13 protein-coding genes are annotated in these 14683 nt (G+C 65.0%); 8 read left to right on the top strand and 5 right to left on the bottom strand.

Annotated elements, in window-relative coordinates; genetic code table 11:
• The first annotated feature begins 118 nt into the window (after positions 1-118).
• From ABD050_RS16270 to ABD050_RS16260, 3 genes are all read left to right on the top strand, one after another.
• The gene (locus ABD050_RS16270) at positions 119-1288 is read left to right on the top strand and encodes a CaiB/BaiF CoA transferase family protein (protein WP_343890524.1); all 1170 of its coding nucleotides are present in this window, start codon (positions 119-121) and stop codon (positions 1286-1288) included.
• A 251-nt stretch (positions 1289-1539) separates the two neighbouring features.
• Complete coding sequence (locus ABD050_RS16265; protein WP_425542477.1) at positions 1540-2952, top strand: aromatic ring-hydroxylating oxygenase subunit alpha; 1413 nt, start codon at positions 1540-1542, stop codon at positions 2950-2952.
• Between the two features lie 63 nt (positions 2953-3015).
• Complete coding sequence (locus tag ABD050_RS16260; protein WP_343890522.1) at positions 3016-4374, top strand: methyl-accepting chemotaxis protein; 1359 nt, start codon at positions 3016-3018, stop codon at positions 4372-4374.
• Positions 4375-4395: 21 nt separating this feature from the next.
• On the opposite strand, the gene ABD050_RS16255 is transcribed toward ABD050_RS16260, so the two are convergent.
• Together ABD050_RS16255 and ABD050_RS16250 are read right to left on the bottom strand one after the other, a co-directional pair.
• Positions 4396-5316, bottom strand: coding sequence for an acyl-CoA dehydrogenase family protein (locus ABD050_RS16255; protein ID WP_343890521.1), 921 nt, complete (start codon positions 5314-5316; stop codon positions 4396-4398).
• Entirely contained in the window at positions 5316-6461 is a 1146-nt protein-coding gene (locus ABD050_RS16250; RefSeq protein ID WP_343890520.1) for an acyl-CoA dehydrogenase family protein, read from the bottom strand. The genes ABD050_RS16255 and ABD050_RS16250 overlap by 1 nt, the downstream gene beginning before the upstream one ends.
• 163 nt (positions 6462-6624) lie before the next feature.
• Here ABD050_RS16250 and ABD050_RS16245 point away from each other — a divergent pair, with 163 nt between their 5' ends.
• The 3 genes from ABD050_RS16245 to ABD050_RS16235 all read left to right on the top strand — a co-directional run bounded on the left by ABD050_RS16245 (position 6625) and on the right by ABD050_RS16235 (position 9202).
• Positions 6625-6939: a Rieske (2Fe-2S) protein gene (locus tag ABD050_RS16245; protein WP_343890519.1), complete on the top strand. Its 315-nt coding sequence runs from the start codon at positions 6625-6627 to the stop codon at positions 6937-6939.
• Positions 6940-7037: 98 nt separating this feature from the next.
• Positions 7038-8231, top strand: coding sequence for an acyl-CoA dehydrogenase family protein (locus ABD050_RS16240; protein ID WP_343890518.1), 1194 nt, complete (start codon positions 7038-7040; stop codon positions 8229-8231).
• On the top strand, positions 8228-9202 hold the full coding sequence (locus tag ABD050_RS16235) for an acyl-CoA dehydrogenase family protein (protein WP_343890517.1): 975 nt from the start codon (positions 8228-8230) through the stop codon (positions 9200-9202). The genes ABD050_RS16240 and ABD050_RS16235 overlap by 4 nt, the downstream gene beginning before the upstream one ends.
• Positions 9203-9227: 25 nt before the next feature.
• Here ABD050_RS16235 and ABD050_RS16230 read toward each other — a convergent pair whose 3' ends face one another.
• Entirely contained in the window at positions 9228-10199 is a 972-nt protein-coding gene (locus tag ABD050_RS16230) for an alpha-ketoacid dehydrogenase subunit beta (protein ID WP_425542476.1), read from the bottom strand.
• 14 nt (positions 10200-10213) lie between these two features.
• Positions 10214-11209, bottom strand: coding sequence for a thiamine pyrophosphate-dependent dehydrogenase E1 component subunit alpha (locus tag ABD050_RS16225; RefSeq protein ID WP_343890515.1), 996 nt, complete (start codon positions 11207-11209; stop codon positions 10214-10216).
• 198 nt (positions 11210-11407) lie between these two features.
• Between ABD050_RS16225 and ABD050_RS16220 the strand changes: the two genes are divergently transcribed.
• Positions 11408-11689, top strand: a complete 282-nt coding sequence (locus ABD050_RS16220) for a hypothetical protein (RefSeq protein WP_343890514.1) — start codon at positions 11408-11410, stop codon at positions 11687-11689.
• Positions 11690-11740: 51 nt separating this feature from the next.
• Here ABD050_RS16220 and ABD050_RS16215 read toward each other — a convergent pair whose 3' ends face one another.
• Positions 11741-13426: an FAD-dependent oxidoreductase gene (locus tag ABD050_RS16215; protein ID WP_343890513.1), complete on the bottom strand. Its 1686-nt coding sequence runs from the start codon at positions 13424-13426 to the stop codon at positions 11741-11743.
• 127 nt (positions 13427-13553) lie between these two features.
• On the opposite strand from ABD050_RS16215, the gene ABD050_RS16210 reads away from it, so the two are divergent.
• Positions 13554-14354: an enoyl-CoA hydratase/isomerase family protein gene (locus tag ABD050_RS16210; protein ID WP_343890512.1), complete on the top strand. Its 801-nt coding sequence runs from the start codon at positions 13554-13556 to the stop codon at positions 14352-14354.
• The last annotated feature ends 329 nt before the right edge of the window (positions 14355-14683 follow it).

Here is a 14683-nt window from a genome sequence, read left to right as displayed (position 1 = left end):
AGCAGCGACGCCGGCAGCGCACAACCGAGCTGTACGCATATCGGTCCAGCGAACGAAAATGCGAATGGCATCTTTTCGCCATCTGCTCTAATCGCGAGGCATGAGCGAGGAGAGGATAATGGTGCGTCCGGCAGGTTCAGGTCCGCTTTCAGGCGTGCGGGTGGTGGATCTCACCAGCATGGTGATGGGCCCCTATGCGACCCAGATCATGGCCGACATGGGCGCCGACGTGATCAAGATCGAGGCGCCCGCCGGCGATAACACCCGCTATATATCGGTCGGTCCAGCGCCCGGCATGGCCGGCGTGTTCGTCAATGTGAATCGCGGCAAGCGCAGCGTCGTGCTCGATCTGCAGAGCGACGGCGGCAAGGCAAGCCTCCGCCAGTTGATCGAAAGCGCCGACATCTTCATCCATGCGATGCGGGCCAAGGCGATCGCGAAGCTCGGGTTCGACTATGAAGCCGTCGCCGCGATCAACCCGTCGATCGTCTACACCAATTGCTACGGCTATAGCCGCCACGGCCCCGACCGCGACCAGCCGGCCTATGACGATACGATCCAGGCCGAATGCGGGTTGACCGCCGTCCAGCAGATGCTGACCGGCGAGGCCAATTATGTCGGCACGATCGTCGCCGACAAGGTGGCCGGGTTGACCGCGCTCTACGCGACGATGATGGCCTTGTATCATCGCGCGCGCACCGGCGAGGGGCAGGAAGTCGAAGTCGGGATGTTCGAGACGATGGCCTCCTTCATGCTGGTCGAGCACGCCAATGGCGCGATGTTCGATCCGCCGCTGGGGCCGGCCTGCTATCCCCGTGCCGTCGCGCCCAACCGCAAGCCTTATCGTACGAAAGACGGCCATGTTTCGGCGTTGATTTACAACGACAAGCATTGGGCTCTGTTCGTTGAGGCGGTGAAGCCGGCCTGGGCGAACAGCGAACTCGCCACACTGGCGCAGCGCGCCGGGCAGATCGATCGGGTATATGGCCTGCTCGCCGAAACCTTCCTTGAGCGCACGACCGGAGAATGGCTCGATTTGCTCAGGGCATTGGGCATTCCGGCCGCACCGCTGCGCACGCCCGACGAGCTGTTCCACAATCCTCATCTGGAAGCGGCCGGCTTTTTCGAGACGGTCGAATCTCCGTACGGCGACATCCGGTTTCCGGGGATTCCGACCTGGTTTTCCCGGACGCCCGGCAAGGTTGCGGGTCCGGCGCCGTCGCTCGGCGAGGATACGGCGGATGTGCTGAGCGAACTCGGCCTGGATCAATCCGGCATGGGAGCCTGAGGTCTTTTTGGCGACTCAAACTAACCTCGTCACCCCGGACTTATTCCGGGGCCCACTGCGCAGCACTTCAACACGCCGATAGCGTTTGCGGTACGGTAGATGCCGGAACAAGTCCGGCATGACGGAAAAACGCGAGTCCGGATTGGCGCCAACATCGACTGAGCGATGCTTCGCCATCGCGCATGCGATGGCTCTTGCACGCCTTTTCCCTTCCTATACGCCTGCCGCATTGACCGGAAAATTGAGAGGTTATTGTGGCTGATGCAGATCCCGCGATTGCGTCGCGTGGCCAGATCCCTTTCGAGGTAACCAACCCCGAGCGCATCCCCACCAAGCGCTATTATGACGAGGAATTCTATCGTCTCGAAACCGAGCGTCTGTGGCCGCATGTCTGGCAGATGGCCTGCCGGCTCGAGCAGATTCCCAATGTCGGCGACTGGGTCGAATATTCGAACCTCGATCGCTCGGTCATCGTCGTGCGCACCAGGAATGGGGTGAAAGCCTACCACAATGCCTGCCGTCATCGCGGCGTGCCCTTTGCTGATGAAGGCGGCCACGGCAATTGCAAGACCACCGGCTTCATCTGCCCGTTCCATGGCTGGCGCTGGAACATGGATGGCGAAAACACCTTCGTTTACGGTCGCCACATGTTCAGCGAGGATCAGCTGGACAAGGCCGATCTGGCGCTGAAGTCGTGCCGAGTCGACCTATGGGGCGGTTGCGCATTCATCAATTTCGACAATGACGCCCCCTCGTTCCGCGAGTGCATCGGGCCGGTCGCCGACCGGATCGAAGCGCATGGCATGAGCGATCTGCGCGCCGAATGGTGGTACGCGACGGTGCTCCCGGCCAATTGGAAGATCGCGATGGAAGCCTTCATGGAAGGCTATCACGTGATGCGCACCCATCCGCAGCTGCAACAGGCAGCGCCGATGCTCTACAACAGCATGTACGGCATGGATACCGGTGGGATCGGCGTGCCGATCAACCCCAATCTCGACATCCCCGGCAACATCAAGGCGCAGATCAAGCATCTCGGGCTGCTGAGCGAGGGCATGTCGGGAATGGTCCACGCCAAGGAATTCGAGATCGCGCAGCAGCTCACAGACTGCGAGCTTCCCGACGATCCACAACAGGCAATCATGATGTGGTTCGGAATCCTGAACCATCAGATCGGCGAGCAGCTTAGGGCGCGCGGGGAGAATGTGCCTGACCTCAACGCAGTGGCGGTCTCCGACCCGATCAACGCGGTCGAGTTCATCTTCCCGCACTATTTCCTGCTGCCGATGTTCAGCTCGATGTCGAGCTATCGCATTCGGCCGCTCGGTCCCGAGAGCTGCCTGTTCGAGTTGTGGTCGCTCACCCATTATCCGAAGGGAGAGGAGCCGGAGCCGCCGATGGAGCCGACCATGCTCCCCTATAACAGCGATCAATTCCCGGCGATCCCCCGCCAGGATTACGCAAATATTCCGATCCAGCAGAAGGGCGTCCACGCCGAGGGCTTCGATTTCATGCGCCTCTCGAAGGACATTGAGGGCCTGATCAGCAATTATAACCGGGTCATCGACGGCTATCTGAAAGGGGCGCCGGCCGAAAAGCTTGCGGCTGCGACGCAGAAGCTGGGCGGCAATTTCGACGGGAAGATTCTCGACCTCGGTTTGTAAGGGTTACTTTCTTTTCACTCATTACTTGCGAAGATAGAAGAAAGATCCTCGGGGGGAGATGTCATGGCTGATGCGTCGTCTGCGCTCGTGGTCGGTATGCCGAAAGACGAGGTGGAACTCCGCCTCAAGGCCTATGATCGCGGCGGCGCCTTCTCTCAGAGGTTGATGGAGCTCTGGCAGCATGCCGGGCCGATCATCCTCGAATGCATGCGCGATTTCATCCAGTCGGTGCCGCTGCGGATGGATCCGAACCAGCCGATGCCGGAAACGGCGCAGCGCGAGAGAATGATGGCCGAGGCGCTCGATCATGCCAGGCGCAAGTTCAGCACTGCCCTCTCGCCGCAATGGATCGACGCGATCTGCCAGCGCGCGAGCATGACATCCGAGCGCGGCGTTTCGGTTCCGATGATCGTGGCCGGTTCGACCGAGATAGCGCAGCGCGTTTCCAGCCAGATCAAGGAAACCCTCGATCTTCCCGAGGAAGATATCTGGCGGATGTGCAACACAGTGCACGAGGCATCGACCTATGAGATCGAAGTCCTGCTCTGGCAGATCGGCGAACTCAGGCGCCAGGAAGCGGCGCGGGATCGCACCAACCGCGCCGAGAATTTTCACCAGCTTGTCTCGATCTCCGTGGAAGGTGCGCTGACCAACGCACGGATGCTGGCGGAGGAAACAGCCCGCACGATCCAGGGCTCTCAAGTCATGCTCAGCGATGTCGCTCAGGTTGCGAGCGCTGCCCACCAGTCCGCCAATGCGATGGGAGACGCCGCCAAGATCGCCGCGAGTCTCAGCGACGAAATCGATATGGTCGCCGCGCGGATGGCGGGCGTGCTGCAAATCGAGGAGCGTGCCAGCGCCGATGCCGAGTCCGCGCGTGCCGCCGCTGACGACCTCTCTCAGGAAATCGGCGCGATCACTTCAGTGCTCGAGCTGATCCGCGACATTGCCGGCCAGACCAATCTCCTCGCGCTCAACGCAACGATCGAGGCAGCGCGAGCTGGCGATGCCGGGCGCGGTTTTGCGGTCGTCGCGCAGGAAGTGAAGTCGCTTGCGGGCCAGACTGCACGCGCCACCGATCAGATCGCCGCGCGGATCGCAGCGATCCACAACGCCAATGTAAACTCGGCCGACAAGAGCGAGGACGGGCGGGCCACCATGCTTGAAGCGCGCAATGCGCTGCACGAAATGATGGATACGATGCGGTCTCAAGTCGATCGGGTCACCTCGATCGCCGCAGCGATCGACGAGACGGCGACGGCAGCCGTCAGCATGAGCGACCTCGCGAGCCAGGTGAACGATCGCACGCATAATGTGACGAACAACCTCTCGCGGCTCAGCGAGATCTTCACCCAGGTCGCCTCGGACCTCGATCGCCTCAAGACGAGCACTGACGAGTTCATCGACATCATCGGCGCCTGACCGGAGACCGTCTGCGCCCGACTATCCCCAGATTGCGGTCGCCGCCGCGATCCCCTGCACCCCACGCCCGCCGAGCTCGCCGATTAACGCCTTGAGCCGATACGTCCACAAATGCAGCGGATGTTCCAACGTCATGCCCATGGCACCGAGGAACTGATGGAAATCATAAACCACCGATCGCGCTGATTGCTGCGCGTGCAACGCAGCCAGCGCGGCGTCGCCCGGATCAAGCGTGGCGGCCGCCTTGAGCGCAAGCCAATAGACGCCGTTTGCCCGTACCTGCGCCTCGGCAAGCCGATGGCGGACTGCCTGGAAGGTCGCGATCGGGCGGCCGAATTGCTGGCGATCGGTAACGTAGGTGGCGGTGCTGTCGAGCGCAGCGGCAAGCAACCCGGCCGCCTCGGCTGCCAGCGCAATGCGCCAGCGAGTCATCACATCCCCCCGCGACACATCGAGTGCGGTGCCGCCTGCCGCCTCCGGATCGACGAGGAGCGTCGCGACCGGATAGCCGTAGAGTGACGTCTCTTCGATACGAACCTGATCGGCGGCCACGACGAACCAGGAGACATCCGCCTCGCCGACCGCCACAACCGCCGCGCCAGGCCGCAGGAAGCGCACCGGGCGTTTGCCTTTTCCGGCCTCCACCACACATAGCGGGCGCGGGACATGGTCGCCGAGCAGCGGGCGGATCAGCGCGCTCGCCGCGGCCTCGACGGCGAAGGGCAGCCGCGCGAGCCGCTCGACGATGATCGCGGCAGACACGGTGCCGAGATCGGGATCGAACGCGATGTCGAGGAAGCCGCCCTCGACCAGTTCTCGATCAAGCGCGTCGCTGGTCAGCGCGAAGCTGATGTCGTGCGTCGGCGGCGCGGCATAAGGCTTGGCGAGCGCATCGACCGCATCGAGGATCGCCGTTTGATCGGCGGTGAGCGACAAATCCATCAGCGCGGCTCCCGCGGCAGCTTGAGCACGTCAGTGGCGATGATGTTGAGCTGGATTTCAGCCGCGCCTGCCGCGATGCCGGCGACGATCCCGCGCTGGTGGTGCATCTTCAGATAGGGATGCGCATCACAGAGTGACTCGGGCAGATATTCGACGATGAACTCAGCCACCTGGCGCTCGGCCATTACTGTCGCGAAGCGCGCCGAGGAGGATTCGGCACCGATGGGCTCGCCCCGTGCCCGCCGGCTGACGATCGCGTAGCTGGCGAGGCGAGCCGCCTCGCAAAGCGCCGCCGCATTCGCCGCCTCCAGCCGCACCGCTTCGCTCGAAAACTCGCCCCCATCCTTCAGGATCGCGACAGCACGATCGAGCGCTGCGCGCGCGAGATGGTAGCGGGGGATGCCGAGCCGCTCATTGGTCAGCGAGAAGCCGATGATATCCCACGCCTGTCCCTCCTCGCCCAGCCGCGCCGACACGGGGACAACGACGTCATCGAAGAACACTTCGTGGATGTCGCCCTCGCCGATGATCGAGGGAATCTGGCGAACGGTGATACCGGGCGTATCCATCGGGACAAGCAGGATGCTGATCCCGCGCTTGCGATCGTCTCCGGTGCGGCAGAGGAGGAAACAGGTTTCGGCGAGACCGGCATAGCTCGTCCAGATCTTCTGGCCAGTCACGCGGTAGACGTCGCCATCGGGCATCGCGCGGGTGCGCAGCGAGGCGAGATCGGAGCCGGAGCCGGGTTCGGAAAAGCCCTGGCACCAGATCGCATTACCAGCGGCAATCGCGGGCAGATAGCGCGTCTGCTGTTCCGCCGAGCCGTAGCGGATCAGGGTCGGGCCGATCCAGTTGACGTTCATATACTGCGCGCCGCGTGGCTCGCCCGCTGACCACATCTCCTCAGCCAGGATGAGCTGGTGCCATGCATCGAGCCCCTGCCCGCCGATCTCAGACGGCCAGTGCGGGGTCAGCAATCCGTCTTGCGCCAATTGACCGCAGAAGCGCCGCGAGAATTCGGTCAGCTCGGCGGAGCCGGGCCCGTGGCCAGCGACATCTTCCCAATTGGCCGGAAGATTCTTCGCCAGGAAATCCTGCAGGCGCTGCCTGAACGCAGCTTCTTCCTCGGTCCAGTCGAAGGTCATGCGGAGGTCGGTCCGAAATGGGATGCTGTCGGCTGCGGGTTAGTCCAGTCTCCGCCTCGGGAACAGGGCGCGCGCAAGACACCGCCCCCATGATATCCAGCTATTGTGCACCGCCGCGCCCTTTCGCAAAGCATGCCGGAACCAGAGGAGGCGAGACAGCGACATGCCCGGGCAGAACTTCATTGCCGTCGCACCACTAACCGAGGTTCCGCAGGGCAGCGTCAAGCGGGTCGAGATCGGTGGCCGCTCTATCCTGCTCTGCCATACCCGGGACGGCATCTTCGCGGTCGAGAATCGCTGCTCGCACGCCGAACAGCCGCTCGAATGCGGCCGCGTGAAGAATGGCTGGATCTCCTGTCCCGCGCACGGGGCGCGCTTCGATCTTGAAACCGGAGAACCGCTGGGCGGTCCCGCGGAGCTGCCGATCGAGACCTTCGCTGTCCGTATCGCCGGGGAAATGATCGAGCTGGCAGCGTGATGGCGACGCATCGCCTTGCCGATATCTGCGAACGCGCCTTGCGATGGGCACGCCGGGACAGGCACGAGGCGCTGGACGCATTCTAAGGAACAACAGGCTTGACCGAGGCACTCGAAACGCTGCGCCAGGGAGTGCGCACCTGGCTCGAGGCGAACGCGCCCCGGGGCTGGCGCGAGGCGTGCACCGATCACCAGTCGTTCCTGGACACGCAACGCAGCTGGTTCGCGAAGCTGGTCGAGGGCGGCTATGCCGTGCCGCACTGGCCGGCCGAATGGCCGGGCGGCGGCCGCAGCCTCGCCGAGCAGAAGGTGATCTACGAGGAGTTCGCCCGGGCCGATACGCCGCGCCTCCTGCTCTCGTTCATGTCGACCTATCACGCCGCCTGCACCCTGTTCGAATGGGGCAGCGCGGCGCAGCAACAGCATTATATCCCCCGCATCCTCGAGGGCGAGATCTGGTGCCAGGGCTTCTCCGAGCCCAATGCCGGTTCCGATCTGGCGGCGCTCAACACGCGGGCCGAGCGGCGCGGTGATGTCTATGTCGTCAACGGCCAGAAGCTCTGGTCGACCATGGGCCAGTTCGCCGACAAATGCCTGTTGCTCGTGCGCACCAGCAGCGAAGGCGCGAAGCAGGCGGGGCTGACCTACCTGCTGCTCGACCTGAAGGCCAAGGGCGTGACCGTGCGGCCGATCCACCAGATCCATGGCGACGAGGAGTTCGCCGAGCTGTTTCTCGACGATGTCGAGATCCCCGTCGGTGACCGGCTCGGCGCGGAAGGCCAGGGCTGGGCCGTCGCGCAATCGACCTTGTCCTCCGAGCGCGGCCTCACCCTGCTCGAGCTCGGCGCGCGCCTGCGGGGCAGCCTGTGGCGGATCGTCGGCCTGATCCGCGGGACAGGCCGCGCCGAGGACCCCGGTGTGCTGCGCGACGTCGGCAGGTTGGCGACGAAGATCGACGCGGCCGTTGCGATCGCAGACCAGTTCATCGCGGCCCGCATCGCCGGCGAGGAGCAGGTCGGCGATGCCTCGCTCGTCAAGCTGACCTATTCGCGGACGCTGCGGGAGTTCACGCTGCTCGGCCTCAGGCTGGGCGGGATGGAGGCGCAATATCATGCGCCGATCACCTTTGGCGGCGGGATGGAGACCGGCAACTGGATGGCCGACTTCATGAACAGCTATGCATGGACGATCGCGGGCGGCAGCGACGAGGTTCAGCGCAACATCATCGCCGAGCGGCTGCTCGGCATGCCGCGGGAGCCCAAGGGCTGGACCTCGGCGGGGGCGGCGGCATGAGCATGACCCGAGCCGAGCTGCAGGACGCGGCGCGCCAGGCGTTCGGCGATCGCAGCCGCGACGCCGAGACGACCTGGCAGCTGATCGGCGAGATGGGCTGGCTGATGATGACCGTGCCCGAGGCGCTCGGCGGCCTCGGTCTTGGCACAGAAGCGGCCGCGGTGATCCACAACGAGCTCGGCCGCGCGCTCGTGCCCGGCCCGGCGATCGCGCAGATGCTGGTAATCGAGGCGCTGTGCGCGACCGGCGGGCGGGCGGGGCGCGACGTGCTGCTCGCCGAGGCGATGGCCGGCCGGGTGATGACGACCTCGCTTGCGGGCCGGGGCAATGCGAACCTCACCTGCATCCCCGATGCCGACCGGGCCAGCCATCTGCTGCTGGTCGATAGCGGCCGCGTTTCGCTCGTACTGCTCGACGGTGCGATCCTTACGGCCCGGGAGACATGGGACAAGACACGCCGGCTGTTCGACGTCGCGCTCGATGGACCTGAAGCTTTGGTGATCGCCGAAGGCGACGCGGCCGCCGCGTTGTCCGAGCGGCTCGAAGCCCAGCTCCTCCTCGCGCTGGCGGGGGATTCGCTTGGCGGGGCTGACGCGATCCTCTCCATCACCATCGACTATCTCAAGATGCGCCGCCAGTTCGACCGGCCGCTCGCGATGTTCCAGGCGCTCAAGCACCGGGTCGCCGACATGAAGACCCGGCTTGCGGCCGCCGAGGCCTTGTACTGGGTCCGGGCAGGTGTTGAATCAGTGCCGCTGGCCGAGATCGGCGCGCTCAAGGCGCTTGCCACCGGCGTCTACCGCACCATCGCCGAAGAGGCGGTACAGCTCCATGGCGGCATCGGCCTGACCATTGAGCATGAGTGCCATTTGTTCCTCAAGCGCGCGCTGCTCAATTGCGCGCTGGGCGGCGATGCCGATCGGCATGAGGAACGGGCCGGTCGGCATTTCCTCGCCACCACCCCCGGTTGACGCCGGACCGACCCACCCCACGCCGTCACCCCATCAGCGCCTTGACCGTCTCCACCACCTTCTCGGGCGAGACGAGGAACGCATCCTCGAGCGGCTTGGAGAAGGGGACCGGCGAATAGGGTGCGCCGAGCCGGCGGACCGGGGCCTTCAGCTGGCCGAACAGCTCCTCATTGATGGTCGCCGCGATCTCGGCGCCGGGGCCGAAGCTGCGCATCGCCTCGTGCGCGATCACGACCCGGCCGGTCTTGGCGGCTGAGGCGAGCACTGCCTGCTTGTCCCAGGGCGAGATGGTGCGCAGATCGACCAGCTCGACCGAGATGCCGGCCTCGGCGAGCGCGGGAAGCGCCGCCTGGCAGCGCACCGCCTGGGACGACCAGGTGACGATGGTGACGTCAGTCCCCTCCTGCGCGATCCGCGCCTTGCCGAGCGGGATCGGGCCCTGATCGACCGCGACCTCGGCGGGAATGAACAGCGAGCCAGCTGACTCGATGAAGATGCACGGATCCGGATCCTGGATGCAGGACAGGAGCAGGCCCTTGTAATCGGCCGGGTTCGACGGCGCGACGACCTTGAGGCCCGCCGAATGCGCGAACCAGCCCTCGAGATGATCGGCATGCTGCCCCGCCGTCTGCCAGCCCGCGCCGGTCAGGGTGCGGATGGTGATCGGCACCTGGCTCTGCCCGCCGGACATGAAGCGGAGCTTGGCGGCATGGTTGAAGATCATGTCCATCGCGACGGTGGTGAAGTTCATCAGCATGATCTCGGCGACCGGCTTGTAGCCGCCGAGCGCTGCGCCGATCGCGGCCCCAATGATCGCCTGTTCGGAGATCGGCGTCGTCCGCACCCGCAGATCGCCGAACTTGGTCGAGAGGCCAGCCGTCGCGCCGGTCACGCCGCCGCCTTCGCGATCACCTATATCCTCGCCGAGGACGAGCACCTTGGGGTCCTGCTCCATTGCTTCCATCAACGCCGCATTGACGGCCTGGAGCGAATTCATCTTCACGGTCGCGGTCACGCTGCGATCTCCTCGGCAAACACATCACGGCGCAGTTCGTCGGTCGACGGGAAGGCGCTGGCCAGCCCGAACTCCTGCGCGTCGGCCACTTCGGCCTCGATATCGGCCTGCAGCGCGGCGAGCTGCTCCTCGGTGGCATGGCCCTCGGCGATCAGCCGCGCGCGGAACTTGGGCAGCGGATCGTCGGCCATCGCCGCCGCTTTCTCTTCCTTGGTCATGTATTTGTCGTCGTCGCCGAAGACGTGACCGAGGAACCGGAAGGTCTTGCACTCGAGCAGTGTCGGCCCCTCCCCGGCGCGGGCACGCTCGATCGCGACCTGCGCGGCTGCGAACATCGCCCAGGGATCATTGCCGTCGACGGTGAAGCCCGGCATCCCGTAACCGGCGGCGCGCTTGGCGATGAAGTCGACCGAAGTGCCGTTTTCGTAGCGGGTATGCTCGGCGAAACCGTTATTCTGGCAGACGAACAACACGGGCAACTTCCACAGCGAGGCGAGGTTCAGCGACTCATGAAAGGCGCCGATATTGGAGGCGCCGTCGCCGAAATAGGCGATCGTCACCTGCTTGCTGCCGTCGAGCAAAGCTGCCCAGCCAAGGCCGTTGGCGATCGGCATCGAGGAGCCGACGATCCCGGTCGTCACCATCACGCCGGTCTCGGGATGGGTCAGGTGCATCGGCCCGCCCTTGCCCTTGCAGGTGCCGTCGACGCGGCCGGCGATCTCGGCCCAGAGCGGGCGAAGCGGCATGTCTTTCGCGACCATATCGTGGATGCCGCGATAGATGGTGCAGATCTTGTCGTCGTCGGTGAGCAGCGACGAAAGGGTCGACGGGATCACCTCCTGCCCGCGCGCCGAATAATAGGGCATCTGAAGGCGGCCGAGGCGGATCGTCTTGCGGATGGCGTCGTCATTGCGCTCGATCCGGATCATGCGCCGGTAGATATCGACCAGCTGTTCCGGGCTTGGCACCGGCGCATTGCTTAGCTCTGCCATGGGTTCCTCGATGTGGTTGGATGCCCGCGCGTTCTCGGGCGGGGGCCAGATGAGGTCAATCTCGCCCCAGCGATATTTGGCCCTTGCGGGGCGTGGCGGGGCGATCGCATGCAACAATCGGCGGCGCTGGCGCATAGATGGATCAGGCTCGCCGATCGGCGGGCACGGATACGATCTCGGACGGGAGTGACAATCAGCATGGCAGACAACCAGCCTGTCGAAGACGCGGCGAAGCGCGTCCTGGCGCTCGAGGAAGAACTCGAGAGCGCGGGTGCGGCGCTGACCGCGGGCCAAGAGCTGCAGCTGGCGCGCGAGGCGCTGCGGCAATGGGTCGAGACGGTGGTCGGCGTCGTGTCGTCGCCCGGGGTGGGGCGGGTGACGCTGATCCACGCCAACGGGAACCAGTCGAAGATCGCCTCGCCCGAACTGCCCTATCTGCTCTCGCGCCCGGCGACATTCGAGAAGGAGCCTGAGTCTTGAGGGGAGTCAAATGCTCTCCCAAAGGAGAGGAGTTATGGGTGCCGATCGCCCTCACATCCGGTTCCCCAGCCCAGCCGCATGGGTGGCGGCGATGTAGCCGAAGGTCATCGACGGGCCGATGCTCGCGCCCGCGCCGGGATAGACATTGCCCATCACCGACGCGGTCGAGACGCCCGTCGCATAGAGCCCCTCGATCGGCGTGCCATCGCCCTTCAACACCCGGCCGGCTGCGTCGGTCACCACGCCGCCATAGGTGCTGACGTCGCCGGGGATGACGGGGACGGCGTAGAAGGGCGCCTTCTCGATCTTCCCCAGCGCCTTGTTGGGGCCGTGATACGGGTCGCCAAGCCAGGAATCATAGGCGCTCTCGCCGCGATGAAAATCCTGGTCGACACCCGCAGCGACAAAGCCGTTCCAGCGCTCCACCGTGGCCGCCAGTGTCGCCGCATCGACGCCGATGCTCGCCGCGAGCGCCTCGATATTATCGGCCTTGTGCAGATAGCCCTGCTCGATCCAGCCCTTCGGTATCTTCTTGTCGATCCATTTGTCCGCGACCTTGTAATGGGCGACATACTGAGAATCGAGGATCGCCCAGCTCGGCACCGCCGGAACGCTCGCGTTGCGCTTCAGCATCGTCTCGCAATAAAGCTCGTACGACCCGCCTTCGTTCATGTAGCGCACGCCTGACTGGTCGACGAGGATCGCATGCGGCTTGCCGGTCAGGCTCTGCCCGGGCGGCATGACGTACATTTTTTCCCAGCCCGGCGCCGGCGTCGACTGATAGCCGACCATCTGGTCCATCTGCGCCAGCACGCCGCCGGCGCGCTCAAGCTCGACCAGCATCTCGCCCGTGTCGCCTTCGGGCGTCTGCGACCATTCAGCCTTTGTGCCTGGCATATATTTGTCGCGCATCGCCTGGTTCTGCGCAAAGCCCCCGGCATTCACGAGAACGCCCAGCCGGCCGCCGATGCGCATCGTCTTCCCGTCCCGCGCAGCGACCACGCCGGTCACCCTGCCGTCCTCGACGATCAATTCGGAAGCCGGGCTGTCGGTCCGGAACTCGACCCCGGCGGCGAGCGACGCCTTCAGCATCCGCCCCTGGAGCGCGGCGCCTGCGGTCACATAATGCTTCCCGATCAGCTTGGTGCCGATCGTGCGCAGCACGATGCGCATCGTGAGCTTCTTCAACGCCGGGTCGCGCCGGACATAAGCGAGCTTCATCGCGTCGCCCAGCCGCACCGGAAACTCAGCAAAGCCCTTGCGCAGCTTCTTCGTCCAGGGCCCCAGCTCCTTCTTGTTGAACGGCACCGCAACGACCGTCCGGCTGGTTTTGCACCCGCCCGGCAACGAGTCGTAATAATCCGGCCAGAAGTCAGGCCCGCGCTCCAGCGCGACGCCCTGTTCGACCAGGAAATCGATCAGCTTCGGCGCTTCGTTGACATAGGCAAGCCGCTTCTCCCGGCTGGTGCCGGGCGCCGCGCCGCCATCGGTCGCCACTACCGCATCGAGATAGGTGATCGCTGCCTCTGCGCTGTCGGTTTCGCCCGCCTCATGCATGAAGCGATTGTTCGGCACCCACATCACCCCGCCCGACTTGGCCGTGGTGCCGCCGACAAAGGGTTCCTTTTCCAGCACGACAACCGACTTGCCCGCGCGGCGCATGACCAGGGCGGACGCCATCGAGCCAGCCCCGCTGCCGACGACCACCCAGTCGAAAATCTCGTCAAATGCGGCCATGCGCGCCTCTCCTCTTATGCGGCGAATAAGAGCGTCGCCCGGGTGCGGGAACAAGTGGGCATCGCCCCCGCGGCGTTCTCATATCGCCCGGGCGTGTTATGCGGGCGCATCCAGGAGACCCTCGCCGATGATGCCCGACCTGCCCGCTTTCGATACCATCCTGCTCGCGCGCCGCGGCCGCCTGCTCACGCTGACGCTCAACCGCCCCGACGCGCTCAACGCGGTCAACCTCGCGCTGCACGACGAGCTGCCCGAAGCGCTTGCCTTTGCGACGCAGGACAGCGGCTCCGACGTGATCCTGCTGACCGGCGCCGGCCGCGCCTTTTCCGCCGGGGGCGATCTCGACCATATGGAACATAATGCCGCCAACCCGCATCTCTTCGACCACGAGGCGCGGCAGGCGAAGCGGATCCTCACCGCGCTGCTCGACGTGGAGAAGCCTGTGGTATGCCGGATGAACGGGCACGCAGTCGGGCTCGGCGCGACGATCGCCCTGCTGTGCGACATCATCATCGCGGCCGACACGGCGAAGATCGGCGACCCGCATGTCGGCATCGGGCTGGTCGCGGGCGATGGCGGCGCCGTGGTCTGGGCCGAGCGCATCGGGCTTGCGCGGGCCAAGGAATATCTGCTGACCGGCGAGCTGCTGACCGCGGCCAAGGCCGCCGAGATCGGCCTGATCAACCACGCAGTGCCCGCCGACCAGCTCGACGCGACGGTCGATGGCCTGTGCCAGCGCCTGCTCGACGGCGCGCCGAACGCGATCCGCTGGACCAAGCTGCTGACCAATATGGAACTCAAGCGGATTGCCGGGGCGGTGCTGGAGGCGGGGATCGCCTATGAGTCGCTCAGCGTGCGGAGCGGGGATCATCGCGAGGGGCTCGCCGCGTTGCGCGAGAAGCGGAAAGCGGTTTTTACCGGGCGGTGAGGTGACCGGACGGGCGAGTCGCGTCCAACAGAAATGCGAAAAGCTGGCTGTTCCTGGCTGTTTTATCAGCCAGCTATTTTTTTGCCGGCCGCCAATTGGGCGCGAACTCTGGATTCCCGCAGTGTTTTCAATGAAGTACGAGGGGCTGGCTGTTATCGAATAACAGCCAGCTAACAGCCAGGTATCAGCCAGCATAACAGCCAGGTTTTTCGGCGGAACAGCCAGGAACAGCCAGCACGAAACGTCCAACATTTTTCCGTCCTGAGGGAGGCGATGGGTGCGCTCCGGGGAGGAGTCGGCCCGGCCGGACGTTGACGCGGTCTGGGACG

Origin of the sequence: Sphingomonas oligophenolica, from assembly GCF_039522915.1 — a bacterium.
Classification (GTDB): domain Bacteria; phylum Pseudomonadota; class Alphaproteobacteria; order Sphingomonadales; family Sphingomonadaceae; genus Sphingomonas; species Sphingomonas oligophenolica.
Note: the sequence above shows the minus strand (reverse complement) of the source record. Positions and strands in the feature narration are given on the sequence as shown.